The 25,788-nt window shown below is 65.1% G+C and carries 22 protein-coding genes and 1 pseudogene; 7 read left to right on the top strand and 16 right to left on the bottom strand.

The genetic code is table 11. The annotated features are described in order from the left end of the window. Nucleotides 1-856, bottom strand: an 856-nt coding sequence (locus VH499_RS04770; protein WP_332051548.1) for a M81 family metallopeptidase, incomplete at its 3' end; no start/stop codon positions are given. A gap of 13 nt (nt 857-869) precedes the next feature. Then, nucleotides 870-2,480 carry an acyl-CoA dehydrogenase family protein gene (locus VH499_RS04765; protein WP_332051547.1) on the bottom strand — a complete coding sequence of 537 codons (1,611 nt, stop codon included), beginning with the start codon at nt 2,478-2,480 and terminating at the stop codon, nt 870-872. A 94-nt stretch (nt 2,481-2,574) separates the two neighbouring features. On the opposite strand from VH499_RS04765, the gene VH499_RS04760 reads away from it, so the two are divergent. The 5 genes from VH499_RS04760 to VH499_RS04740 are packed head-to-tail and all read left to right on the top strand — an operon-like array spanning nt 2,575 to nt 7,250. Further along, entirely contained in the window at nt 2,575-3,594 is a 1,020-nt protein-coding gene (locus tag VH499_RS04760) for an ABC transporter substrate-binding protein (RefSeq protein WP_332051546.1), read from the top strand. Between the two features lie 2 nt (nt 3,595-3,596). Continuing rightward, nucleotides 3,597-4,985 (top strand): amidohydrolase family protein, encoded by a 1,389-nt coding sequence (locus tag VH499_RS04755; RefSeq protein ID WP_332051545.1) that lies wholly within the window; start codon nt 3,597-3,599, stop codon nt 4,983-4,985. Further along, nucleotides 4,982-5,752, top strand: a complete 771-nt coding sequence (locus VH499_RS04750) for an ABC transporter ATP-binding protein (RefSeq protein WP_332051544.1) — start codon at nt 4,982-4,984, stop codon at nt 5,750-5,752. Before VH499_RS04755 ends, VH499_RS04750 begins: the two co-directional genes overlap by 4 nt. Next, on the top strand, nt 5,749-6,486 hold the full coding sequence (locus VH499_RS04745) for an ABC transporter permease (protein WP_332051543.1): 738 nt from the start codon (nt 5,749-5,751) through the stop codon (nt 6,484-6,486). Before VH499_RS04750 ends, VH499_RS04745 begins: the two co-directional genes overlap by 4 nt. Nucleotides 6,487-6,497: 11 nt before the next feature. Further along, nucleotides 6,498-7,250: an ABC transporter permease gene (locus VH499_RS04740; RefSeq protein ID WP_332051542.1), complete on the top strand. Its 753-nt coding sequence runs from the start codon at nt 6,498-6,500 to the stop codon at nt 7,248-7,250. A gap of 26 nt (nt 7,251-7,276) precedes the next feature. On the opposite strand, the gene VH499_RS04735 is transcribed toward VH499_RS04740, so the two are convergent. The 11 genes and pseudogenes from VH499_RS04735 to VH499_RS04685 all read right to left on the bottom strand — a co-directional run bounded on the left by VH499_RS04735 (nt 7,277) and on the right by VH499_RS04685 (nt 18,955). Further along, nucleotides 7,277-7,492: a dodecin family protein gene (locus VH499_RS04735; RefSeq protein WP_332051541.1), complete on the bottom strand. Its 216-nt coding sequence runs from the start codon at nt 7,490-7,492 to the stop codon at nt 7,277-7,279. Nucleotides 7,493-7,597: 105 nt separating this feature from the next. Next, nucleotides 7,598-9,229 (bottom strand): annotated as a pseudogene (locus VH499_RS04730) (ABC transporter ATP-binding protein). Then, on the bottom strand, nt 9,226-10,161 hold the full coding sequence (locus VH499_RS04725; RefSeq protein WP_414709744.1) for an ABC transporter permease: 936 nt from the start codon (nt 10,159-10,161) through the stop codon (nt 9,226-9,228). Before VH499_RS04725 ends, VH499_RS04730 begins: the two are co-directional and overlap by 4 nt. Further along, a complete protein-coding gene (locus tag VH499_RS04720) occupies nt 10,158-11,099 on the bottom strand; it encodes an ABC transporter permease (RefSeq protein WP_332051540.1) in 942 nt (313 codons plus the stop codon). The genes VH499_RS04725 and VH499_RS04720 overlap by 4 nt, the downstream gene beginning before the upstream one ends. A gap of 59 nt (nt 11,100-11,158) precedes the next feature. Continuing rightward, nucleotides 11,159-12,748 (bottom strand): ABC transporter substrate-binding protein, encoded by a 1,590-nt coding sequence (locus tag VH499_RS04715; protein WP_332051539.1) that lies wholly within the window; start codon nt 12,746-12,748, stop codon nt 11,159-11,161. Between the two features lie 99 nt (nt 12,749-12,847). Then, nucleotides 12,848-14,434: an ABC transporter substrate-binding protein gene (locus VH499_RS04710; protein ID WP_332051538.1), complete on the bottom strand. Its 1,587-nt coding sequence runs from the start codon at nt 14,432-14,434 to the stop codon at nt 12,848-12,850. Between the two features lie 111 nt (nt 14,435-14,545). Continuing rightward, entirely contained in the window at nt 14,546-15,541 is a 996-nt protein-coding gene (locus tag VH499_RS04705; protein ID WP_332051537.1) for a hypothetical protein, read from the bottom strand. A 54-nt stretch (nt 15,542-15,595) separates the two neighbouring features. Continuing rightward, nucleotides 15,596-16,375, bottom strand: a complete 780-nt coding sequence (pgeF, locus tag VH499_RS04700; protein WP_332051536.1) for a peptidoglycan editing factor PgeF — start codon at nt 16,373-16,375, stop codon at nt 15,596-15,598. After that, the gene (locus VH499_RS04695) at nt 16,372-17,472 is read right to left on the bottom strand and encodes a class I SAM-dependent methyltransferase (RefSeq protein WP_332051535.1); all 1,101 of its coding nucleotides are present in this window, start codon (nt 17,470-17,472) and stop codon (nt 16,372-16,374) included. Before VH499_RS04695 ends, pgeF begins: the two co-directional genes overlap by 4 nt. Nucleotides 17,473-17,482: 10 nt before the next feature. Further along, on the bottom strand, nt 17,483-18,295 hold the full coding sequence (lgt, locus tag VH499_RS04690; protein ID WP_332051534.1) for a prolipoprotein diacylglyceryl transferase: 813 nt from the start codon (nt 18,293-18,295) through the stop codon (nt 17,483-17,485). 150 nt (nt 18,296-18,445) lie between these two features. Further along, nucleotides 18,446-18,955 (bottom strand): YbjN domain-containing protein, encoded by a 510-nt coding sequence (locus VH499_RS04685; protein ID WP_332051533.1) that lies wholly within the window; start codon nt 18,953-18,955, stop codon nt 18,446-18,448. Nucleotides 18,956-19,358: 403 nt separating this feature from the next. Here VH499_RS04685 and VH499_RS04680 point away from each other — a divergent pair, with 403 nt between their 5' ends. Beyond that, a complete protein-coding gene (locus VH499_RS04680) occupies nt 19,359-20,978 on the top strand; it encodes an L-lactate permease (RefSeq protein WP_332051532.1) in 1,620 nt (539 codons plus the stop codon). A gap of 43 nt (nt 20,979-21,021) precedes the next feature. On the opposite strand, the gene VH499_RS04675 is transcribed toward VH499_RS04680, so the two are convergent. The 3 genes from VH499_RS04675 to VH499_RS04665 are packed head-to-tail and all read right to left on the bottom strand — an operon-like array spanning nt 21,022 to nt 24,971. After that, nucleotides 21,022-22,698 (bottom strand): hydantoinase B/oxoprolinase family protein, encoded by a 1,677-nt coding sequence (locus tag VH499_RS04675; RefSeq protein WP_332051531.1) that lies wholly within the window; start codon nt 22,696-22,698, stop codon nt 21,022-21,024. Next, a complete protein-coding gene (locus VH499_RS04670) occupies nt 22,695-24,710 on the bottom strand; it encodes a hydantoinase/oxoprolinase family protein (RefSeq protein WP_332051530.1) in 2,016 nt (671 codons plus the stop codon). Before VH499_RS04670 ends, VH499_RS04675 begins: the two co-directional genes overlap by 4 nt. Before the next feature lie 3 nt (nt 24,711-24,713). Further along, entirely contained in the window at nt 24,714-24,971 is a 258-nt protein-coding gene (locus VH499_RS04665; RefSeq protein WP_332051529.1) for an accessory factor UbiK family protein, read from the bottom strand. Between the two features lie 76 nt (nt 24,972-25,047). On the opposite strand from VH499_RS04665, the gene VH499_RS04660 reads away from it, so the two are divergent. Next, complete coding sequence (locus VH499_RS04660) at nt 25,048-25,782, top strand: enoyl-CoA hydratase/isomerase family protein (RefSeq protein ID WP_332051528.1); 735 nt, start codon at nt 25,048-25,050, stop codon at nt 25,780-25,782. The last annotated feature ends 6 nt before the right edge of the window (nt 25,783-25,788 follow it).

Here is a 25,788-nt window from a genome sequence, read left to right as displayed (position 1 = left end):
CCATCGCTGTCTCGAGCGTAACGTAAGGGGGCTGGGTCTTGTCGCGCATGGCGAAGAACTCGAGGCCGAGTTCGCGCGCAAGCTTCTCCGCCTTGGGCCGGTCGTTGTCGGTGATGACGATCAGCCTGGAGCTCATCTCCTTCACGTCGGACCAGGGAAAGCCGTGCGCGATCGAGATCGACAGGACGCCGTCCTTGCCCTCCATCGCCTGGAGCTTGTCGACGAAGCCGCGCATCGGCTGACGCGTGGTGTGGAAGACGCCGATCATGCGGCAGTCGAAGGCCGCCATCACCGGCTTGGTGCGGCCCTCGATGGCGCCTTCGATCACGGTGAAAAGGTCGTCGGCGCGCTCGGGAACGTCGATATGCGGATATTCCTTGAACAGCACGAGCGCCGTGGCGTCGCGCAATGTGCCCGCACCGATATTGCAATGGAGATCGAGCTCGGCGCCGACCGGGATGCCGGGCCCCACGACCTTGCGTACCGCAGCCAGCAGGTCGCTCTCGCAATCATCATAGCCCTCGGCCACCATGGCGCCGTGCATGGAAAGCAAGACCCCATCGACTGGCAGCGCCGCCTCGAGATCGGCGACGATCTCGTCGCGAAAGCTCTCATACACCTTCTTCACCGTCTTGCCAGCCGGCTGGGCGACGGCGCAAAGGCTCTCCACGACCTGCCAGCCTTTGGCTTCGGCGCGGCTGCGCCAGACGGCAAGCGGTGCACCGAACATGGGTACTTTCTCGCCGTAGCTCGCCTTGCGATAGAGGCAGGTCTCCTCGAAGAGCTGATGTCCGGTGGGAATGGAAGCGAAAGTATTGGTCTCGGTGCCGAGGCACGCAGTGAAGATCCTTTTCATGCGCGCGATCTTGCTAGGCGGCGAACGCCCTGTCCAACAAGGCGACTTCCGCCGATCCGAGGTCGTTTGTGCCGAATTGCGCGAAACGTCCGCCAGCGAACCGCGTCTCGCCATAAAGCGAGGCGAACGGCGAATTGGTTTCGGCGAGCGCCGCCAGAGCCGCGATGCGAGCGAGGCCTTCGCACAGGAAGCGCGCGCGGCGTTCGGCGTCGCGTGATTTGAGCGTGCGTTCGAGTGCGGAGACCAGCGGCTGCACATCGAATGCCTGCGACGCCGCGCGTGCCAGTGCGGTAACTGTCTCCATCGTCGCCTCCCGCTGGCGGCCGGCGACGCGCAGGACGTCGAGCGCCATCACGTTGCCCGATCCCTCCCAGATCGCGTTGAGCGGCGCCTCGCGATAGAGTCGCGCCATGGGCAGGTCCTCGGTATAGCCGTTGCCGCCCAGACACTCGAGCGACTCATAAACTACCTGCGGTGTGCTCTTGCAAACGAGGTATTTCACCGCCGGCGTCAGCAGGCGCGTGTAGGCGGCCTCATTCTTGTCGACGGCATGGGCGAGGCGGAACACCAGCGCTACCTGCGCCTCGAGCTCAAGCGCCATGTCGGCGACGACGGCGCGCATCGCCGGCTGATCGATGAGCCTCCGCTGGAACACCGAGCGATTGCGGATGTGGTTCAGGGCCTGACTTAGGCCGAAGCGCATCTGGCCGGCCGAAGCTATGGCACAGTCGAGCCGGGTAAGGTTCACCATCTCGATGATGGTGCGCACACCTGCGCCCTCGGGGCCCACACGCTCGGCATAGGCGGCGTGGAACTCGACCTCGGACGAGGCATTCGACTTGTTGCCGAGCTTGTCCTTCAGGCGTTGGAAGCGCAGCCCGTTCTGGCTGCCATCCGGGCGATAGCGCGGCATCAGATAGCAGGTGAGGCCGCCGTCGCCCTGGGCCAGCACCAGGAAGGCATCGCACATCGGCGCCGACATGAACCACTTGTGGCCGCTGATCTCGACATGGTCGCCGACTGCCATGGCTTGCGTGATGTTGGCGCGCACGTCGGTGCCGCCCTGCCGCTCGGTCATGCCCATGCCGAGGGTGAGGCCCGACTTCTCCCACCACGGCAGCGGCAGGGGATCGTATTGGCGCGACAGGATCTTGGGCCGCCACTTCGCGAGCAGCGCCGGTTCGGCTTCGAGGGCGCCGATACACGCGTGTGTCATGGTGACGGGGCAGAGATGGCCGCTCTCGGCCTGGGTCGCGAGATAGAGCCGTACGGCGCGGCTTGTCATGGGGCTGGCGGGCTCGCTGCCATCGTGCGCCGAACTGTGAATGCCCCAGCCGATGCTCTTGGCCATGAGCGCATGATAGGCGGGATGGAACTCGACGAAGTCGATACGGTTCCCCTTGCCGTCCGCCGTCCGGAGCTTGGGTGGGTTCTCGTTGGCCACGCGGCCGAGATCGAGCGTCTCCGCCGAACCGTAGTCCTTGCCGCAGGCCGCAAGCGCCTTCAGATCGAGTCCGTAGCGAACCGCCGCCTCCCTGAGCGGTTTGTCGTCATTGAAAAGGTCAGCATCGCCGAAGTCGGGGGACTGGTTGAACGAGGCGTCCTCGAGAAATCCGGAGGTCATGCGCCAAATCTGATCCGGCAGAGCGGCGGCGGCAAGCCTTCCACTGGCCGAACGCTTGCGGGTGGGAGTAGCGTAGACGTGCAAGGGAGGGACCATGCATCGCAGGAATTTCATGCGCGGGTCGAGTGCCCTGACACTGGCGACGGCGCTTGGCGGGGGTGAGTTGCGGGCGCAGGGCAAGGCGCTGCGCGTGGCGCTCGCCTGGATCAACAATGTCGAATATGCGGGCGTCTGGATCGCCGAGGACAACGGCTACTTCAAGGAGCAGGGGCTGGAGGTCAAGACGCTGCCCGGCGGTCCCAATGCGCCGCCGCCACTGGTCACCTTGGCCGCCGGTGGTGCGGAGATCGGCTACGGCACATGGCTGCCCTATCTCGATGCCGTAGCGCGGGGCAACGATTTCGTGCTGGTCGCGGGCACGTTTCCCGTCTTCCCCCTCGGCATCATCTCGCTGCCCGGCAAGCCGATCCTCAAGGCCGCCGACATCGTCGGCAAGAAGATCCTGGCGCAGGGGCCCAACGAGCGGACGGTGATCGATGCGACGCTTGCCCTCAACAACCTGCCCAAGCAATGGGAGTTCGTGCCTGCGGGCTTCTCGCCCGAGCCGCTGCTCTCCAAGGCCGGCGACGGGTACACCGCTTTCGGTACCAATCAGGCCGTCACGCTGGAGAAGATGGGCATGGTGCGCGGCAAGGATTTCTTCTTCGCCTCGTTCGATTCGATGGGCTATCGTGCTTATGCAAGCCTGATTTTCGTCGCCCGCGCCTATCTGCAGTCCAGCCGCCCCACGATCGTGAAATTCCTGACCGCCCTTACGCATGGCTGGCTGGACAATGAGAAGGATCCGACGATCGCGCCCAAGCTCGCGGTGAACAAGTACGGAGCCGACCTCGGACTCGACCTCAAGCAGCAGCTCCGTCAGAACGAGTTGCAGATTCCCATGACCAAAAACCCTTCGAAGCCCGAGCAAAAGCTGCTGGTGCTGGACCGCGATACCATCGCGGGCCCGATGTACGCTGCCGCCAAGGCTTCGGGTCGCGACAAGCTGCCCGCGGTCGACACCCTTTGCGACTTCTCGGTCATGAAGGAAGTACACGAGATCCTCAAGGACTAGACGTGAACGTTCCCAAGAAGGTCGACCTGCTGCTGAGCGGGTGTGATGTCGTTACCATCGATGGCAAGAACAGCGTGATCCGCGACGGTGCTGTCGCGATCAAGGGCAACAAGATCGCGTGGATCGGCAAGGTCTCGGCGGCCCGAAGACGGATCGCGGCCAGGTCGACCATCGACGGCCGCGGCCAGATCGCGATGCCGGGACTGGTCGACGCGCATGTCCACACGGCGCAAACGCTGCTGCGTGGCAAGATTGCAGAGATCGGCCGGCGCCGGCAGGTGAAGATCCCGATTTGGCGCAACTATTACATCCCGTTCGAGTCGATGCTGACGGACGAGGATGTCTATCTGAGCGGGCTTCTCTGCTACGCCAACATGATCTCGGTCGGCACCACCTGCTTTGCCGAAGCCGGCGGCCCCCATCCCGATGCCATGGGCCGGGCCGCGATCGATGTCGGCATCCGCGGTTTTGTGGCGCTGAACACGGTCGATCAGGGCGTCGGCGTGCCGAAGACCATGATCGCCAGCACCGGGAAGGCCTACGACGGCAACGTCGCGCTCGTGAAGCGCTGGAAAGGCACCGGGCAGGGCACCGACCGCGTGCAGGCTTGGCTCGCCCTGCGCCAGATCATCGTCTGTTCGCCGGAGCTGATCAAAGCAATGTCGGGCGCGGCCCGCGCGCTCGACGTCAAGATCCACACCCATCTGTGCGAAGGCGTGTACGAGATCGACTATGCACTGGAGAAGTTCGGCAAGCGGCCGACCGAATATCTCGACGATCTCGGTGCGCTCGACCGGCACATGCATTGCGCTCATTCGGTGTTGCTCTCGGCCGAGGAAATGGACCTCTATGTGAAGCACCGGCCTTCGGCCTGCCATTGCGCCTTCAACAACTACCATATCGGCCCGCACCGCCTGCACGAGATGTGGCGCCGCGGCATCGACATCGGGCTCGGCACGGATGGCGCAGCCTCCTGGGGATCGCTGGACATCTTCCAGGTGGCCCATATGGCCCGTGTCGGGCAGCAGGCGGTGATGGGCACGCCCATTGCCTATCGTAACGTGATGCCGAGTGAGGAGATCCTGAAGGTAGCGACGAACGGCGGGGCCCGCGCGCTCGGCATCGAGAAGGCGATCGGCAGCCTCGAAGTCGGCAAGAAGGCCGATATCCTGCTGGTCGACCGGAGCCAGCTCGATCACGCCCCGGTCTACGATCCCTATTTCGTGGCCGCCAACACGGTCGTCGGGCGCGACGTGCGCACGGTGGTGGTCGACGGCAATGTCGTGATGAAGGATCGCGAACTGCTGACCGTCGATCGCCAGGAGATCGACCGGCGGCTGGCCGAGCGTCTGCCGAAGCTGATGGAACGTTTCGATGCGATGACGGCATGAGGCCTGCGGAGCGCGCCATCGTCCTCGAATGCGTCAGCAAGCGCTTTCCCTTGCCCGGGACTTCCGGGGGTCTGCTGGCTCTCTCGGAATTGTCGCTCGCGGTCGGCGCCGGCGAGTTCGTCGCCGTCCTGGGCCCGAGTGGTTGCGGCAAGAGCACCTTGCTGCGTCTCGTCGCCTCGCTGGAGAAGCCCAGCACCGGCTCTGTCGCCGTGAACGGCGCGCCGCCGGGCCTGGTGTCGGCGCGCCATGCGCTGGGCGTCGCCTTCCAGGATCACGCCTTGCTGCCTTGGCTCACAGTTCGGGACAATGTCGCGTTGCCGTTCAAGATCGCGGGCCGCCACGTCGACGCGCCGGCCGTTGCGCGACTGATCGAGCTGGTAGGGCTGGCAGGCTTCGGGAATGCACGGCCCAAGCAGCTCTCGGGCGGCATGCGCCAGCGCGCCTCGATCGCGCGAGCATTGGTGCTGGATCCGGAGGTGTTGCTGCTCGACGAGCCGTTCGGCGCGCTCGACGCCGTGACTCGCCGACAAATGAATGTCGAGCTGCAACGCATCTGGTCGGAACGGCGGATAACCACCATGCTGATCACCCACTCGGTCGACGAAGCCCTGTTCCTGGCCGACCGTGTTGTGGTCATGAGCGGTCGCCCTGGTCGCATCATCCGCGAGGTCGTCGTGCCCTTCGCCCGGCCGCGCGATCCCGAGGTGATGCGCAGCGAGGGGTTCCATCGGCTCGTCGACGAGCTGACGAGTGCGCTCGACTCATGAAGAGGACGCTCCTCGGCAGCCTCGGAATCGCCCTGTTTCTGGCGCTGTGGCAGGCGATCGGGCAGTTCAAGCTCGCGGGAATCTCCTGGCCACCGCTCAGTGCCGTGCTCGATATGTTGAGCGACGCGAGCCGCCTGCCACTCTTCCGGCGCGCGCTCTCGGCTACCCTGGCCTCGACGGCAGTGGGCTATGCCTGGGGCATGATCGCCGGTTTGGCGCTTGCGACGCTGGCCCATCTCCTGCCCTGGCTGCGCCGCGGATCGGATCGCCTGGCGGCCGTCCTGAATTCGGTGCCGTCGATTGCGCTGGGGCCGATCTTCCTGGTGCTGCTCAGCCGCGACAGCACGCCTGCCGCCGTTTCCTCGATCCATGTCTTCTTCATCGTCTTCGTCTCGACGAGTTCCGGCCTTCAGCGGGCGAGCGCGGCGCACCGCGACCTCTTTGAGGTGCTGGGTGCGGATCGACTAGAGCGCTTTTTCCGGCTCGAGTTCCCGGCGGCATTGCCGCCGCTCGTCTCCGGGCTCAGGCTCGCTTGGCCGGCAGCACTGATCGGCGCCATCATCGGCGAGTGGTTCGGCGCCTCGCGCGGGATCGGCATCCTGATCATCAACGCCATGCAGAACTTCCAGATCGTGCTGCTCTGGTGCGCGGTCATGCTGGCCGTCGTCGCATCGCTCTTCTTCTATGGCCTGCTGACGATTGCGGAGCGCGCGGCCTATGCGCGGTTCGGATGAGGGGTGTGCCGATGACGCGCCCGCTCCTCGTACGGCTGGTCGAAGATTACTGGGGCGTAGTCCTGCTACTTTGCGCCTGGCAGCTCTGGGTCGTGATTAGCCGCTTCAACGTCATCGTGATGCCGACTCCGACGGCGGTGCTGCGTGATCTCCTGTCCCACCCCGACGTCTACCTCGACAATGTCGGCGTCACCCTTGCCGTCGCGGCCTTCGGTCTCGTTGCCGGCATGGCCGTGGGTACCGGGCTCGCAGTCGCAGCCTGGTTCTCCGCTATCACGGCCGGGCTTCTCAATCCCATTACGGTGCTGTTCAGTTCCGTGCCGGTCGTGGCGCTGATCCCGGTGATCGCCCGGCTGCTCGGCTACGATACGTCGACCGTGCTTGCGATCGTCGTGATCATCACGTTCTTCCCGTCGTTCGTCTTCGCCTCCTCGGGCCTGCGCTCCGCGCCACCCGGCAGCGAAGATCTGTTCCGCGTGCTGGGCGCCTCGCGTCTCGACCTGCTGCGCCATCTCGCCTTGCCGGCGGCGATGCCAAACCTCGCCATTGCCTTCAGGCTTGCCTCGGCGCACGCCATCCTTGCCGCGATGGTGGCCGAGTTCCTGATGGGCACCTCGGGCCTGGGCTATCTCTTTGCCAAGACCAAGTCGGACTTCCAGACTGAACAGGCTTTTGGCGCAAGTGCCGTCGCCACGGCCATTTCGGCAGCCGCGTTCCTGCTGGCGGGCCGGGTCGAGCGGTGGGCCCGCGAACGCTATTCCTGAGCGTCCCGCCAGTCCGACCGGGTGGCTCAGTCCTTGCCTTCGTACTTGAAGGAGAGTTTCAGCTTGGTGCGGTACGCCGACACCTTGCCGCCCTCCATGACGATGTCCTGTTCGACGACTTCGGCGACCCGCAGATCGCGCAGCGACTCGCCGGCCCGTTCGACCGCCGCCTTCGCCGCCTTTTCCCAGGACTCAGTGCTGGTGCCGACCAGCTCGACCACCTTGTAGACGCTCTCGGCCATGAAAGCCTCCCTGACACGGTATCACCGTCGCTGTCCGGCGCGGGTCAGGGGGAGGCTCGATGCCGGATGCCCTGCGGGCATTTTCTTTGTGGTGAGGGGAGCCTATCACGCCGTGGCGAACTTGCCGAACTCCCAGTTGCGGCCCGGGGCGGCGGCGAAGAGCGACTTGGTGTAGTCGTGCCTTGGGGCGCCGAACACCTGCTCGGCCGCTCCATACTCGACGACACGGCCCTGGCTCATCACGGCGACATAGTCGCAGATCTGGGCTGCCACGCGCAGATCGTGGGTGATGAAGAGCACGGCGAGGTTCAGGCGCTGGCGGATCTCGTCCAGCAGCTCCAGCACTTGCTTCTGCACCGAGACGTCGAGCGCCGAGACGGCCTCGTCCGCGATCAGAAGCTCGGGCTCCATGGCCAGCGCGCGGGCAATGCAGATGCGCTGGCGCTGTCCTCCGGAAAATTGGTGCGGATAGCGGTCCAGGGAGTTGGGATCGAGCCTGACTGTTTCCATCAGCTTGCGCGCCCGTGCCAAGGCGGCATCACGCTTGAGGCCGAAATTCATCGGGCCCTCGACAATCGAATCGCCCACGGTCATGCGCGGGTTGAGGGAGCGGTACGGGTCCTGGAAGACGATCTGGACCCGCCGGCGATGCGGCCGCAGCCTCGAGCTCGAGATGGTGGCGATCTCGGTCTTGCCTAGATAGACCTTGCCCTCGGTCGGATCGATCAGGCGGGCGATGCAGCGCGCTACCGTCGACTTGCCCGAGCCCGACTCGCCCACGATGCCGAGCGTCTCGCCCTTCCTGACATCGAGATCGACATCGACCGCCGCCTTCACCACGCGCGCCTTCTGAAAGAAGGCCTTGCCGGCGTAGGTCTTGCCGAGCTTCTCGGTGCGTAGCACCGTCTCCTTCTCCAGCCGCACACCGCGGTGGGCGGGGTGGATCGAAGGAACCGAAGAGATCAGCATCCGCGTGTAGGCATGCGCCGGCTGCGACAGGATCTGCTCGGTTGGCCCCATCTCGACCAGCTCACCCCAGCGCAGGACGGCCACCCGGTGGGCGATCTCGGCGACGACGCCGAAATCGTGGGTGATGAACAGCACGCCCGTGCCCTGGCTCGCCTGCAGCTCGGCGATCAACTTCAGGATCTCGGCCTGGGTCGTGACGTCGAGAGCGGTGGTCGGTTCGTCGGCGATCAGCAGCACCGGATCGAGCACCAGCGCCATGGCGATCATGATGCGCTGACGCTGGCCGCCCGAGAGCTGGTGCGGGAAGGAGGCATAGATGCGCTCCGGCTCGGGCAGCTTCACGCGTGTCAGGATGCCGATGATCTTGGTCTTGCGCTGGGCGGCGTCGAGTTTGGTGTGGGTACGCAGCACCTCGTCGATCTGATCGCCGCATGTCATCACCGGATTGAGCGCCGTCATCGGCTCCTGGAAGATCATGGACATGCGCGTGCAGCGCAGTTCCCTGAGGCGGGCCTCGCCCGCTGCCAGCACGTTCTCGCCCTCGAGCAGGATCTCGCCGGATACCGGCTTCAGCGCCTTGGCGAGCAGGCCCATGATGGTGAAGGCGATCACCGACTTGCCCGAGCCCGACTCGCCCACCAGTCAGACGATCTCGCCGGGACTGACGGTGAAGCTCACCTTGTCGACCGCGCGCGCACGATCGGCGCCGGCGGGAAGGGCCACGCTGAGGTCCCTGACCTCGAGGACCGGCCGCTTGTCGGAACTCATACCTTCTTGCTCATCTTGGGATCGAGCGTGTCGCGCAGGCCGTCGCCCATCACATTGATGGCGAGCACCGCGAGCGCGAGGAAGATGCCCGGATAGAGGATGTTGTGAGGAAAGATGCGGAAGAGGGTACGGCCCTCGGCCATGATGTTGCCCCAGCTCGGGGTCTCGGGCGGGATGCCGATACCGAGGAAGGACAGGATCGCTTCGACGATGATGGCAGCGGCAGCGGTAAAGGTCGCCTGCACGATCAAGGGGGCGACCGTGTTGGGCAGGATATGCCGCATCATCAGCGTCCAGGTCGGGGTGCCGACCGAGACCGCGCCCTCGACATAGGGCTCCTCGCGGACCGTCAGCACGATCGATCGCACCAGGCGCACCACGCGCGGCACCTCCGGCACGACGATGGCGAAGATCACCGTGATCAGGCCGGCGCGCCAGATCGACACCAGCGCGATGGCGAGCAATATGCCAGGGATGGCCATCAACCCGTCCATGATGCGCATGATGATGCCGTCGAGCCAGCGGATGTAACCCGAGACCATGCCGATGACGAGGCCGAGGACGACGGCGAAAAAGGCGACCGATATGCCGACGATCAGCGATACCCGGGTGCCGTAGAGAACGCGGCTATAGACGTCGCGGCCCAGCGTATCGGTTCCCATGTGGGCGACATGCTTTGTCGTCGAACCGTCGTCGAGCCGGTAGGTGATTTCGGTGCCCGGCTTCTTGTTGCGTGCGGCCGGATCGATGCGTGTCGGATCAACCGTGCCGAGATACGGCGCCAGGACGGCGATGGCCACCATGATCAGCAGGATGACCGCGCCGAAGAGGACGGCCGGGTTGCGGATCGCGAGCTGCCACAGCGGCTTGCGCTTGGTCGATGCCGACGCGATGGCGGCGGAGTCGACGGCTTCTTCGATTATCGCGCTCAATAGCGGATCCTCGGGTCGAACAGGGTATAGCCGATGTCGATCAGGAGATTGATGACGACGTACACGACCGAGAACATCAGGATCACGGCCTGGATGGTCGGAAAGTCGCGGCTCAGCACCGCCTCGACCGTGAGCCTGCCCAGCCCCGGCAGGCCGAAGACGCTCTCGGTCACCACGGCGCCGCCAATCAGCAGCGCGATGCCGATGCCGATCACGGTCAGGATGGGCACCGCCGCGTTGCGCAGGGCATGGCGCATGAGGACGACCCGGTTGGAGAGCCCCTTGGCGCGGGCGGTGCGGATATAGTCCTCGTTCAGCACCTCGAGCACCGAGGCACGGGTGATGCGGGCGATCAGCGCGACATAGATGATGCCGAGCGTGATGCTGGGCAGGATGATGTGCTCGAGGAACGCCCAGAAATCGACGCCGATGCGCGTATAGCCCTGCACCGGAAGCCAGCCGAGATCGATGGCGAAGATGTAGATCAGGCAGTAGCCGATCACGAAGCTCGGCAGCGAGAAGCCGAGGACCGAGAAGCCCATGACGAAGCGATCGAGCAGGGAGCCGTGGCGATAGGCGGCGATCACGCCCAGCGGCACCGCGGTGGTGACGGCGACGATCAGAGTGCAGATCGAAAGCGCGAGCGTCGGCTCGAGCCGCTGGGCGATGAGCTCGGTCACGGTCTTCTTGAAGAAGAAGCTCTCACCGAAATTTCCGCGCAGTATATCGCCGATCCAGATGAAGAACTGCTGCCAGATCGGCAGATCGAGGCCGAGCTTGGCGCGGATCAGAGCAATCTGGTCTGAGGTGGCATTGTCGCCCGCGATCACCGCGGCCGGATCGCCGGGCGTGAGGCGAAGCATGAGGAAGACGAAGATCGCCACCACCGCGAGCACGGGGATGATAGCGACGAGGCGGCGGGCGATGAAATCGAGCATTTACCTGCACTCGGCCCGCCGCCCCGATGCGACCTTGGATCGGAGCGGCGGAAGGGAGATTACGCCTTGTCGATGTTCCACATCACCGGCACGGGCGCCTTGAGCCAGCCGGTCACGTTCTTGCGGGCAACGCCCGGTCCATACCACTGGCCAATCCAGCCGTACTGGGCCGTCTCCAGCGCGCGGTTCTGGACCGTATGTGCCAGCTCCTTCGCCTTGGCCGGATCGGTTTCCTTGGCGTAAGAGTCGCGCAGCTTCTCCATCTCGGGATCGTTCGGCCAGCCGAACCACGCCTTGTCGCCGTTGGCCGCCATGTAGGTGCAGGAGATCGGATTGAGGATGTCGGCCGCGACAGAGAATGTGTGGAAGACGTTCCAGCCGCCCTGGTTCGGCGGATCCTTCTTCGTGCGGCGGGTGACCAGGGTCTGCCAATCCATCGACTGCATGTCGACCTTGAAACCGCCCTGCTCGAGCAGCGCCTTGGTGACCGGTGCGGTGTTGGTGAGCACCGGTAGCGTGGTGGATTGCATCAGCACCACCGGCGTGCCGTCGTAGCCGGCCTCCTTGAGGAGCGCCTTGGACTTCTCGAAGTCAGGCTTGATCAGCATGCCATTGGGCGCGTCGAACGCATTGGGCGTGCCCGCGACGAAGGCTGCCGAGCTCACCTTGTAGAACTCGGGCGAGCCGACCGTCGCCTTGAGATAGTCCTCCTGCCGCATGCAATAGAGGCCAGCCAGTCGGACCTTCGGGTTGTTGAAGGGCGGCTGGACATGGTTGAAGCGGATGACGAACTGCTGGCCGAGCGGGTTCCAGTTGACGAGGGTCACGCCCTTGTCGGCCTTCAGGACCGGCAGCAGGTCATGCGGCGGCTGCTCGATGAGGTCGATCTCGCCGGCGATGATGGCATTCACCTGCTGCTGCGGATCGGGCATCTCGATGATCTCGACGCGGTCAACCTTCACGATCTTGCCGCCCGCGAGGCCCGACGCGGCGTCGGTACGCGGCTTGTATTTCGGGTTCTTGACGTAGACGTGCTTCTCGCCGGGCTTGGACTCGGCGTTGACGTAGATGAAGGGACCGGAGCCGATCTGACTGCTGATCTGCTTGAACGGGTCGGTATCGGCCACGGCCTTGGGCATCATGAAGGGCACGTTGGAACTCGGCTTGCCGAGCGAATCGAGCACCAGGCCGTACGGCTCCTTGAGCTGCATCGTGAAGGTTTTGGCGTCGACCGGCTTCATCTCCTTGACGAAGTCCATCAGCTTCTGGCCCATCGTGTCGCGGGCACCCCAGCGCTTGACCGAAGCAATGCAATCGTCAGCGGTGACCGGCTTGCCGTCGTGCCATTCCAGCCCGTCGCGCAGCGTGAAGGTCCACAAGGTCTTGTCGGTCGATACCTCGTACTTGTCGACCATCTGCGGCTTGATCGCATTCTGCTCGTCCATCGCGAACAGCGTATCGTAGATGAAGTAGCCGTGGTTGCGCGTGACGTAGGCCGTGGTCCAGATCGGATCCAGGATCGTCAGGTTGCCGTTCTGCACGAAACGCAGGGTTTTCTTGTCGGCCGCCTTCGTCGCACCGGTGGCGGCGACGAGCGCGCCGGTAGTGAGAACGCCGAACGTACGCCGCTTCATCGTCGTCGGTTCCATCGAAGCCTCGCTTTTCATGCTCCCATCGAGGAAGGCAGGCGCCGGTCCCGCCCTCGTCGATGGGCACGCGGATCGGAGCCCGCGTGCCCGCCACGATCTCTACTTCTTGGTCATGTTCCAGAAGACGGGGACGGGCGCTTCCAGCATGCCGTCGATGTTGGCGCGCAGAGCCACCGGCTGGTACCACTGTCCCACATTGATGTGGGTCGGATGATCGACCCAGTACTTCTGAAGGTCGATCGCGATCTGCTTCTGCTTGCCCGGGTCGGTCTCGTGGGCAAACGCATCGCGCATCTTCTCGATCGTCGCGTCGCACGGCCAGCCGAACATCGCCTTGTCGCACGAGGCGTTGAAGAAGCCGGCGGTCACGGGATTGAGAATATCGGCCGCCACCCAGGCCGTGAGGAAGGCGTTCCAGCCGCCCTTGTCCGGCGGATCCTTCTTGTTGCGCCGACCGACCAGCGTCTGCCAGTCCATCGCCTGCATGTTGACCTTGAAGCCCGCCGCCTCGAGCTGGGCCTTGGCGACCGGGGCGAGGTTGGTCAGCACCTGGAGGTCGGTCGACTGCATCAGCACGACCGGGGTGCCGTCATAGCCGGCCTCCTTGAGAAGCTCCTTGGCCTTGGCGGTATCGCCGTTCAGCACGTCGGCCATGCCCGCGTCGCTGGCCAGCGGCGTCCCGCAGACGAACGGCGCCTTGCAGACCTTGTAGTACTTGGGATCGCCGATGGTCGCCTTGAGGAACTCCTCCTGATTGAAGGCGACCATCACCGCATGGCGGATCTTGGGATTGTCGAACGGCTTGTAGAGCGAATTGAAGCGGAACGTGTACTGCAGTCCCAGCGGATTGGCATTGAACAGCTTGACGTTCTTGTCCTTGGCGAGAAGCGGGAGCAGATCGATGCCGGGCGACTCGATCATGTCGATCTCGTTGTTCTCGATGGCCGCCACCTGGGTCTGAACGTCAGGCATGGCAATCCATTCGACGCGGTCGACCTTCACCACCTTTCCGCCAGCCAGCCCCGAGGCCGGCTCGGAACGCGGCTTGTATTTGGGATTCTTGACGAACACCACCTTCTCACCTGGCTTCCACTCATCCGCCTTGAAGATGAACGGGCCTGAGCCGATCACGTCCTCGACCTTGATCTGCGTATTGGGGTCGGTGTCAGCCGTCTTCTTCGGCATCATGAAGGGAACGTTGGACGACGGCTTGCCGAGCGACTCGAGGACCAAGCCGTACGGCTCCTTCATCTTCATCCGGAAAGTCTTGGCATCGACGGCCTCGAAGCCCGCGACCGAGGCCATCATCTTCTGCCCCATCGAGTCCTTGGCACCCCAGCGTTTGATCGAGGCGATGCAGTCCTCGGCGGTGACAGGCTGGCCGTTGGTCCACTCCAGGCCATCGCGCAGGGTGAAAGTCCAGGTCAGCTTGTCGGGCGACACCTCCCACTTGTCGACCATCTCGGGTTTCACCTGGAGCTTGTCGTCCACGGCGAACAGCGTATCCCAGACCATGTAGCCGAAATCTCTTTGGATGTAGGCTGTGGTCCAGATCGGATCGAGAATCTTCACGTCCGAGTGCATGACGGCTTTGATCGTCTGCGCGTCGGCGCTCGCCGCACCGAACAGGCTCGCGACGCTCGCGGCCGCGATCAAGGCCGCAACCGGCCTTCTGAATTGAAACATAGGCAACCCCCTCACCATGTCACGGCTTTTCGTTGGCAAGAATCGAGCCGCTTGAACGACAGTAGCAGTCCGATGCCCCCCTCTGACAAGCCGATTCAGACCCGGTGCGCGCTAGTGTTGCTGTTCGCGGGCCTTGTCCAGCAACTCCAGGATGCCCTCGACTGCGGCGGCTGCGACAATGTCGCCGAAGCCGGCCCACGAGCCGCGTGTCGCGGCGAGCGGCACCGGATTGGCCTGTTCGACCTTGCCGACTTCCTTGCCGCTCGGATCCTTGAGTACCCAGGTGACAGAGAGCTGGCCGGAGCGATCATCGATGGGCGTGAGGCTGACCGCGCCCACGACGGTGAAGACGTCGGGGCCGGCCTTGTCCATGACCACGACGCGGCTCGAACCCAATGCCCGCCGCATGCCCGAGAAAAGCTGGCGATTGCCATCGGAGGGGGCGCCGGTGACCGGCGCCACCAAGGCTCTGACTTGCGGTGCTGATGGCGCGGTCGAAGGGGGTGGTGTCGGTGGCTTCGCGGAAGGCTCGGCAGCCGCCGTCGCGCTGGAGGCCGACTGTGTCGAATCTCTGTTGAGGCGCGGCGCCGGCGGTATGCTGAGGCCCGCCGCAACCTGTCCCAGCGACCGGGCTTCGTAATCGGGCGGGTGGCCCAGCATGGTCGCCACCCTGGGAGCGGCCTGCTGGGCGATGCGCGACGCCAGCCGATCGCTGGCTGCAGCGAAGTCTTCCGGCCGGACCACCGTCTTGGTCGTGGTCGGGCCGCCGACGCCGTCATCGCCGGCCAGGGACCAATCGACATCAATTTCGAGTCCGAGCCCCAGCGGGGCGTCATGGGTGCTCATCAGACCCGAGACGGTAGCGGGCGCCCTGCCCGGCTCGAGCGTGCCGATGATGCCATAGGCCTGCAACTCGATCGCGAGCGCCGCCGCGACTCGCTGACCAAGTTCGGCTGGCATATTCGCAGGCGGCATGATCACGACGTCGATCTTGTCGCGCTTGGGTGCATAGGCCTGGTCGTTCGCACCGCTGTGCTCGAACGGCTTGGGCGTGGGCGCGCATCCTGCGAGCGCGAGCACTACAAGAACGATCACATCAAGACGCATGTCGCGACCAAACCCAGCAGGCAACAAGCAACGAGAAGGACGAAATACGGCAAGTCAGCTCTCGAGAGCTATGGCCGACAATCCGCGTCCGTAGTCGCGCACGCCGTTCAAGGTATTCCGGCGATAGCTGAAGAAGGTGTCGGGGTCGGCCAGCGTGTCGTGGCCGGTCATGCTGACCGTCACGCCGCCGCGCCCCAGACGTTGCGCGACGTACCCTGCCAGATCGAACAGGAAGTGCCCGGCACGAAGGGCCGGGCGAAAGAACGCGCCGTTGGCCTCGTTCTGGTCGAGAAAGGGCCTCGGGAACTCCGGTCCGACCTCGTACGAGGCGTGACCGATGCAGGGTCCGATGGTCGCCCGCAAGTTTTCGCGCCGTGCGCCCAGCCGTTCCATGGCGGCAATTGCCGCTTCGACGACGCCGCCCAATGCGCCCTTCCAGCCGGCATGGGCCGCTCCGATCACGAAGGCCTTCACGTCGGCCAGCAGCACCGGCGCGCAATCGGCTGCGAGCACGCCTAGCACCACGCCCGGACGGTCGGTCACAAGCGCATCGGCCTTGGGCGCACCGGGCGAGCCCCAGCGCTCCGCGCCGACCGTCAGCACGTCGGTCGAGTGGATCTGGTGAAGCGTAAGCAGGTCGGCTTCGGCGAGTCCGAAGGTCACGGCCGCGCGGCGGCGATTCTCGCGGACATTGTCCGGACTGTCGCCTGACCCATAGCCGCAATTCAGCGAGGAATAGAGGCCAGTGCTGACCCCGCCGAGCCGGGTGAAGAAGCGGTGTTGCACGCCAGGGAGATCGGCAAGCGCCTTGGCCTGGATTTGGGCCTGGATCATGTCTCGTCCGAAAAACCGGCCGGCGCGGCGCTTCGGTCGTCGCCAACTGCCAGCACACGGAACAAGGTGCCCATTTGGTCGGGGCCGATCAAGCGCAGCAATGCCGCGTCGATCCCCGCGCTCTGGGTGGGCGTGGCACGCGCTTTCAGCGTCGCGGCCCGCCGCTCTATGCCCAGCCGGCGCAGGAAAATGCCTTGGCCGACCGGCCCGAACGTCCGCGCCCCGGCGGCGCGCACAGCGTCCGCGAGGGCGGCGAAATCGACATGGGCGGTGAGATCGGTTTCCCCCGGCCGATCGAGTGGATCGACAGAACTATGGCCGCGCAAAGCCTGCAGCGTGGCGCCCGGAGCGGCCCTGTCGCGGCCATAGTCGACGATGAGCGCCCAGCCTCCGTCCTGCACAAGGCGCTTTGCGATCCGGTTGGCGAGATCGGCGGCTGCGACGGAGACTTCGGCCACCGTTCCGGTCGGAAGGCAGCTGTCGCGCAACGCGGCGGGCAGCAGGCCGGCGAAGGCCGAGGGGCCGGGCGACAAAGCGAACGCCAGGCTCTCGCCGTCGGACCCGAGGCCCACCATGCGCTCGCTCCAGCCGCGCTGTGTCCTCTCGAACTGGCGTATCGGCAGAGCGTCGAAGAACTCGTTGGCGATCAGCAAAACCGGACCGCCCGGCACGTCGTCGAATGTCTCGTGCCAGGTCGGATTGTAGAGGGCGAGCGCGGCCTGCTGTGCCGTACGCAGCGGGGCGTTGATCTCGACGAGGTGCAGATCGAGGGCAAGGTGGAAGCCGGTCACGCCACGTGTCGCCCGCAGGGCATCGGCCATCAGCGTGCCCCGACCCGGTCCAAGTTCTATCATCCGCACCGGGGACGGCCTGCCCATCGCCTCCCAGCGCTCGGCGAGCCAGGCACCCAGAAGCTCGCCGAACATCTGCGAGATCTCCGGTGCCGTGATGAAGTCGCCCGCGGTGCCAAGCGGCGTGGCGCGACGATAGTAACCCAGCGTGGGATGGCCGAGCGCCTCGGCCATGAACTGGGCAATCGACATCGGGCCGGTGACCGCAATGCGCCGGGCGATGCGTCGGCCGAGCTCGCTGGTCACGCCGGCCCCTTCAGCCTTGCGGCAAAGGCGGGCGGCTGCAGGCGAGGACGACCAGGACCAGCCCGAACAGGAAAACCGGCACGGAGAGCAGCATGCCCATGGTGATCGGTCCCCAAAGAAACCCCAGGAAGGAATCGGGCTCGCGGAAGACCTCGCCGACGATCCGAGCGACGCCGTAGCCCATGCAGAACACGCCGGTCAGCAGCGCCGGCCGTCTCCGTCCATCGGTCAGCCGCCAGACCGCGAGCATCAGCAGGAACAACAGCACACCCTCGAAAAACGCCTGGTAGAGCTGGCTCGGATGGCGCGGAATTGGGCCGCCGCGCGGAAAGATCATCGCCCAGGGCACGTCGGTGGGACGTCCCCACAGCTCGCCGTTGATGAAGTTGGCGATGCGCCCGAAGAACAGGCCGATCGGCGCCACGATCGCCACGAGGTCCGACAGCATGAAGGTGTTCACACCGTTGCGGAACGAGAATGCGAGGATCGCCGTGACGACGCCCAGCAATCCGCCGTGGAAGGACATACCGCCTTCCCACAAGGTCAGGATCGCCACCGGGTCATGGAAGAAGAAGCTCGGCTTGTAGAAGAGCACATAACCCAGCCGACCGCCCAGGATGACGCCCAGCGCGGCCCATAGCAGGAAATCGTCGATCTTTTCCGGCGACAGGATCGCCGGCGGTTGTTGACAGACGCGGCGCATGATGCGCCAGCCGATCACCAGCCCGGCAATGTAGGCGAGGGCGTACCAGCGGATGGCGAACGGTCCCAGCTGCACCAGGATCGGATCGATATTCGGATAGGGGATGAGAAGCGGAATCATGCGGGCGCTCGTTATAGCCGGGCAATCGAGGCAATCGTGACCGCAGAATGGTCGCGGCGCCGGCCTAGGGGAGACCGGCGCCGCTCAGGACGATCCAACGTGTGTGGTTATTGTTCTTAGGAGAGGGGGCGTCGGAGGGTCCTTATTCGTTCAGGCTTCGCCGACCGTCTCGAGGATCGAGGCAGTCAAGGCGTCGGTGGGCGTCTTGCCCGCCCACACGACATACTGAAAAGCGGGATAGAAGCGCTCGCTTTCACTGATCGCGACTTCGACCAGATCATTGAGTTGCTCCGGCTTGAGACCCTCGGTGCCGCGCAAGGGAATGGCATGCCGGAACATCGGCAGCCCTTCTTCGGTCCAGAGATCGAAATGCCCCATCCACATCTTCTCGTTGATCAACGCGAGCAGGCCATGAATCTCCGGATGCCGCTCGGTCGGGATGCGCACGTCGTAAGCACAGGTGAAATGCAGGGCCTCGACGTCCTCGCGCCAACTGAAGAACATGCGATAGTCGCACCAGCGGCCGGCGACCTCGACGGCGATCTCGCGCTCGGATGTTCGATCGAAGGGCCATTCATTGGCCGACACGACCTTTTCGATCATCTCGAGCGGATTGAGGTCGACTTTCTGTCTGCTCCGCTCGTGTCGCGATAACGCCATCGACCGACTCCCCAACCATTCCGCTGTGCGGCTCTCAGGGAGCCGTTTTTGATGCGGTTGGCCGATATATCGTGGTGGGAACCCAGAAACCCACAAGGCCTAGCCTGCCACAAGCGAGAGTCCGGGCGCAATAAGAAATCGGGCCGGTTTTTGGGAAAAGAGTCAGTGATTCCAAAAATTTAATCCCCAGCGCTCAGAGCACCACCACGCCGTTTCGCACGCCGAATCCGGCCCGGCCCGAGAGCCCCGACGGGCGTTGCCCGCTATGCAAAATTGTACGATCTTAAGCGGCAAAGCGTGCTCTTCTTGCACAATGGAAGTTGCGCGTCGGTCGGCGGCAGCCGGTCTCGGCTGACGATCAGGCGCCTGACACAACCGTACGCTGCACAGATTGGGGGAGACGATGTTCAGTCAAATCCTCGATCCGACCGGTAGCCTTTTCCTGACGTGGCTGCTCGCCCTCGTTCCCGTGGCCCTGCTGCTGTTCCTGCTCGCCGTGTTGCGTCTGTCGGCATGGCTTGCCGTGCTGATCGGCTCGGTCGTTACCTATGCCATTGCCGTCTTCGTATGGCACATGCCCACTGGTCAGGGCGCGCTTGCCTATCTCTACGGCTCGGCGACCGGCGTGTGGAACGTCGACTGGATCACGATCTGGGGTGTGATGCTGTTCAACACGCTCGTGATCACCGGCGTGTTCGAAAAATTCCGGCGCTGGCTGGTGGCGAAGGGCACGGCCGATGTCCGGGTCCAGACGATGTTGTTCGCATGGGCGTTCGGGGCGCTTCTCGAAGGGCTTGTGGGCTTTGGCTATCCGTGGGCCTTCGTCGCCCCCATCCTGATCACGCTCGGGATTCCCGATCTCGACGCGGTGCGCGTGGCGGCGCTCGCCAACAATGCGCCCGTGTCCTACGGCGCCCTCGGCGCGCCGATCATCGGACTGGCTGCGGTAACCGGGCTGCCGCTTCTGGCCCTGTCGAGCTCGGTCGGCCACATCGTCGCCGTGCTGGCCCTGCTGCCGCCGTGGGTGTTGTTGTATCTTGTGAGCGGCCGCGAGGGGATGTGGGAGGCTTGGCCCCTCGCCGTGGTCGGCTCGCTCGCCTATATCGCCGGGCAGCTTCCCGTCGCCGTCTACCTCGGCCCGTATCTGCCGGATGTCGCCGGGGCCATCCTCTGCTTCGTCTGCCTGCTGGCACTGCTCAGGATTTGGCAACCGGCGACGGTGCGTGGTTATGGCGGCGCGCCGCTTTCCGGCGAGGCGGCGGCTCGCGGTGCCGGTCAAGCCCATGGCCTCAGCGGCGGCGAGATCTTCCAGGCTTGGCTGCCGATCATCGTGCTGGTCGTCATCGTCGTTCTGTGGACCGGGCCGTGGTCAAAAATCCCGGCCTACGTGCCATTCAGGGCGGCCGTTACTGCCGGCTCCGCGCTCGAGCAGGGCAAGACCGTATCTGCCGCCTTCGCCTGGGCGCCGGGGGTCGGCGGCTCGGCGATCGCCGTGTCGTGGCTTGTCGTCGCCTTGCTGCTGCGGGTGAGCAGGACCCAGCTTGGCGAGATTGTGCGGCGGACCTGGCAGCAGATGTGGGGTGCCTGTCTGGTCGGCGTCTTCATCTTCGGCCTCGCCTACGTCTTCAACTTCTCGGGCATGGCGGCGTCACTGGCCTTCGGCTTCTCGAAGATCGGCGTGCTGTTCATCGTCGTCGCGCCGGTGCTCGGCTGGATCGGCGTGGCGCTCAGTGGCTCGAACACCTCGACCAATGCCATGTTCGGCGCGTTCCAGCTCGCGGTCGGCAAGATTCTCGGCCTGCCGCCCTTGCTGCTTCCGTCGCTGAATTCGGTCGGCGCCGAAGTCGGCAAGCCGGTGGCGCCGCAGACCGCCAGCGTCGGGGTCTCGACCAGCCGGTTTGTCCGCAACGAAGGCGAAGTGATCCGCCACAACATGGGCTGGACCTTCGTGATGCTGATCTGGCTGATCGTGATCGGCGTGGCGTTCTACTGGTTCGTGCCGACGGTCCACGTACTGGGCTAAGACAAAGATCCGGTCGTCGGTCCGCGGCCGGCTCGTTGCGGTTTCATTCTGCCGCGAGCTTGCGAGCCGTGCCGTGGCGCGGGTCGCGCGTGAGCAGGCCGTCCGCGAGGTCGCGTTCGATCAGCGAGGGAGAACGCTCGGCGACGCGGCCGAAACCGGCGCCGCCGCCCACGAACATCTCGACCACGTCGCCCCTGGCGAGGTCGACGGCGGCCTTGCTGGACAGGTCTTGCGTCGTGCCGTCGGCTCGGAGGATGCGGCAGTAGCCGCGCCGGCCGGGCTCGCCGCCGAACAGACCTTCGGGGGCGAGGCGGAAGCGGTCGGAATAGATCGCGAGTTGCACGTCGTCCTTCAGGATCTCGCAGCGTCGCAGGAATCCCGCGCCGCCACGGTGCGCCCCGAGCCCGAACGAATCGGGGGCGAGCTCGTAGCCGACGATGCGGAAAAAGTCATAGTCGATATCGAGCGACTCGACCGGCGCATTGGAGCAGTTGCTGAGCGGTGAATCGACGGCATCGCAGCCGTCGGCGTTCCTGGAAGCGCCGTATCCGCCGCCGAAGATCTCAAGATAGACGCTGTAGCCCTTCTCGCCAAGGCGACTGAGGCAAAAGGCGGTGGTGCAGTCGAAGCCGGTGGCGATCACCTTGTCAGGCAACGCCTGCGCCATCGCCTTCATGACGGCGTTGAACACGCGATAGGCCGGGATCATGCGCGCCCGCACCGGCGCCGGCGGTCGCGGGTTCAGGAGCGAGCCGTAGGGCACCTTGATGCGGATCGGCCGTGCCATCCCCTCGTTGTAGGGAATGTCGGGGCTGGTCAGCACCGACTTCACGCAGGAAAGGGCGGCGGAGAGCGTGCTCGAGTAGGGGCAGTTGAGGTTGCGCCTGACCTGCGGGCAGGTGCCTTCGAAATCGATCTCGACCGAGTCTCCTTCGATCGTGACCTTCGCCTTGATCGGCAACGGATCGTCGGACAGCCCGTCATCGTCGATCGCGTCCTCGCCGTAGAAGGTACCTTTGGGTGCCTGGGCGATGGCGGCGCGCACGCGGCGCTCCGAGTAGTCCTGCATCTCCTTCATCGCCGCTTCGACCTTGTCGATGCCATAGCGGTCGCAGAGCTGCTTCACCCGCAGCACACCGATCGCATTGGCCGCGAACTGGGCGTTGAAGTCGCCGACGGTGAGATCGGGCACCCGCACATTGGCGGTGACGAGCCGCTCGAACGACCCGCCGTTCCAGTCGCGTTCAAAGTTGTATCGGCTGGGCGGGATGCGTAGCCCTTCCTGGTAGACGTCGCTGGCATGGATGTTCAGCCCGGGCGCGCCGCCGCCGAGATCGAGATGATGCGCAACCGAAGCGCCGAATCCCACGACCCGGCCGTCGGCGAAGATCGGCGTGAAGATGAAGACGTCGGGAATGTGCTGGCCGCCCTCGAAGGGGTCGTTGTTGATCAGAAAGTCGCCTTCCTGAAGCGTCTCGACCGGATGGCGTCTGAGGCAGGCGCGCAGCGTCTCGCCGATCGGCCCGAGCTGCATCGGAATGAGCTCGGCTTGCGCTACGGTGTTGCCGCAGCGGTCCATCAGGCCGGCCGAGCCATCGCGCGCTTCGCGCAAGATGGTCGAATAGGCCGAGCGGATCAGCTTGACGCCCATCTCGCGTGCACCTGCGATCAGAGCCTGGCTGATCACCGCGTAATCGAGGGGATCGAGAATGGCCGTCATGACGCCCTCCACAGGATGAGATTGTCGGCCGCGTCGAGCTTGGCCGTCCAGCCCACCGGCACCCAGGTCGTTGTAGTGTGACCCTCGATCACGGCCGGTCCTTCGATATGCTGGGCGGCTGTCAGGGCTTCGGCGGTGTAGCGCGCGCACTCGACCCAGGCCTCGCCGTGGAAGATGTGTGTGCGCTCGGACGGACACGGCGCCACGGCGTCGCGATCGAGCTTCGGTGCCGTGCCAATAGGCAGCGTCGCACCCACGCGTAGGGTTACGATCTCGACCGGACGGTCGAGCGCGGCGCCATGCATGAAGGTGCGATGATGCGCGTCGGCGAACAACTCGGCGAGATAGGCCGTATCGAGCGACCCGAGACGATCCGCAGGGATCTCGACACCGACTTCGAACGCCTGGCCCACGAACCGCATGTCGAGCGTGTGGGTGTACGAAAGTTCGCCCGGCAGCCCCATGTCGGCGAACTGGGCGGCGAGTCTCGCGCGCATTTCGGCAAACGTCTTGGAGACTTCGCGTGCCGCCAGGTCGTCGAGCTTCATCTTGTGCGTGACGGCGTCGAACTTGGTGTAGTCCGAGGCGACCAGGCCATAGGCCGAGATCACACCGGCATTGGGCGGCACCACAATGGTTACGATGCCGAGTTCCTCGGCGATGCGCGCGGCATGCAGCGGGCCTGCGCCGCCAAACGGCACCAGCGCATAGTCGCGCGGATCGCGGCCGCGCTCGGTCGAGACTAGCTGGATCGCGCGCACGATATTGGCGTCGGCGAGCTGCAGCGCCGACGCAGCGGCCTGCTCGACGCCGAGACCGAAGCGTTGGCCCAGGGGCTCGAAGACTCTTCGCGCGGCCTCTCCATCGAGCTTCATTCGGCCGCCAAGAAACGCTGCCGGCCGGATCGTGCCGGCAACGACGTGGGCATCAGTAATCGTCGGCTCGGTGCCGCCTCGACCGTAGCAGGCCGGACCCGGGTCGGCGCCCGCGCTCTGCGGGCCGACCCGCAGCATGCCACCATCATCGATCCAGGCAATGGAGCCACCGCCCGCGCCGACCGAAACGATGTCGAGCACCGGTGTCTGGATCGGCAGGCCGTCGATCTCGCTTTCCGATGCAAGCGCCGGCCGTCCGTCCTGCACCAGACAGACATCGGTCGAGGTGCCCCCCATGTCGAAGGTGATGAGATTCGCGAAGCCCGAACGCGCCGCCTGACGGGTGGCGCCGACCACACCGGCTGCCGGTCCCGAGTAGAGCGCGGTGATCGCGCTCTGACGCATCGCGCCGGCTGGCAGGCGGCCGCCGTTGGATTGCATCACCGTGAAGCGGCCTTTGAAGCCTGCATTCGCGAGCTTGCTCTCGAAGCGGCGAAGGTAGCCGTCGATCACCGGTTGCACATAGGCCGAAAGCAGCGTCGTCGAGGCGCGCTCGAACTCGCGGAACTCGCGCGCGACGTGGTGGCTGCAAGTGACCAGCACCCCCGGCATCGCCTCCACGATCAACGTGGCGAGGCGCTTCTCGTGCGTCGGGTTGGCGTAGGCATTCAGCAGGCAAATCGCGATCGCATCATAACCGCCGGCTCTGAGCGCGGGGATGAGCTCCGCCCGCACTTTCGCTTCATCGAGCGGCATTTCCACCGAGCCATCTGCGCGCAGGCGCTCATCCGCCTCGAAGCAATCCTTGCGGCGTACCGGCGGCGCGGGCTTGGCGTAGAAGAGATCGTAGATATTGCGCCGGTCGTGGCGCTGCATGAACAGCAGGTCGCGGAAGCCCGACGTGGCGACAAAGGCGACGGCCGCGCCCTTGCGCTCCAGCACCGCGTTGGTCGCGACGGTAGAGCCGTGGCCGAGATCCTCGATACGGGCGAGATCGATGCCCGATGAGGTCAAGGCGGCGAACGCGCCGATATCGGGTGACCGGGGCGTACTCGGCACCTTGGCGACGACCACACGTCCTCCTTCGACGGCAACCAGGTCTGTGAAGGTGCCGCCGACTTCCACGCCGACACGCATGCGCTAGGGCCCCGTATTCATGAGCCGCGCCTGCAGATCGGCGATCTGCCTTTTCAGCTCATCGTTCTCCTCGCGCGCCTTGGCGGCCATCGCCTTGACCGCCTCGAATTCGTCTCGCCGCGGAATGTCCATGCCGTCCAGGATTTTCGCGATCTGGTCGCGCACGCGCGCCTCGACCTCGTCCTTCACCCCGGTAAGCGCGCCCATGGCACCGTTGGCGAGCTTGGTGAGATCATCGATAAAGGGATTGCGGGTCTGCATGATGGGACTCCTGATGCAGCGAGTATGGGCGGCTGATAGCATCCCGCGCAACAACGCCGCCTGCCGGAGGGACGCCGTGAGCCTTGTCAAAGTCGAGTCGAGCGAGGGTATCACCACCATCACCATGGCGCGCGCCGAGAAGCGCAATGCCTTGACCCAGGAGCTGTGCGACGGCCTCTCCGACGCCTGGCGCGCCTTCGAAGCGGGCGGCGACCAGGTAGCCGTTCTGCAGGCCGACGGCCCCGCCTTCTGCGTCGGTGCCGATCTCAAGGATCCGCCGGCCGCGATGTGGAAGGCTGTCCCGGACGTTTCCTGCAAGCTCAGCAAGCCTGTGATCGCCGCCACCCAGGGGTGGGTGATCGGCGGCGGCATATGCCTGGTCATGACCTGCGACCTGATGGTTGCCGCCGATACCACCAAATTCATGTACCCCGAGGCGAAAGTCGGTGTCTTCGGCGGGCTGATGCCGGGCATCGTCTCGCGCATGCCACACAAGGTCGCCATGGAGCTCTTGCTGTTGGGCGAAGAGATCCCGGCGAGGCGCGCCTATGATGTGGGCTTCGTGAACAAGGTCGTTCCGCTCGGCGAGGAGCGCAAAGAGGCTCGGCGCATGGCGAGCGTCATTGCCAACTCCGCGCCGCTCGTGATCCGGACCTTGCGCGATTTTGCGAACCAGACCTTGCCGCGCGGGCCTGCGGAGATCTTCGTGCCGCAGCGCTACAAGCTCGAGCAGATCGCGGGCAGCGACGACCGCAAGGAGGGAGCTGCCGCCTTCCGCGAGAAGCGGCCGGCGAGGTTCAAGGGGCGCTAGAGGGGC

This window comes from Reyranella sp. (assembly GCF_036558665.1).
In the GTDB taxonomy this organism is placed as follows: domain Bacteria; phylum Pseudomonadota; class Alphaproteobacteria; order Reyranellales; family Reyranellaceae; genus Reyranella.
Note: the sequence above shows the minus strand (reverse complement) of the source record. Positions and strands in the feature narration are given on the sequence as shown.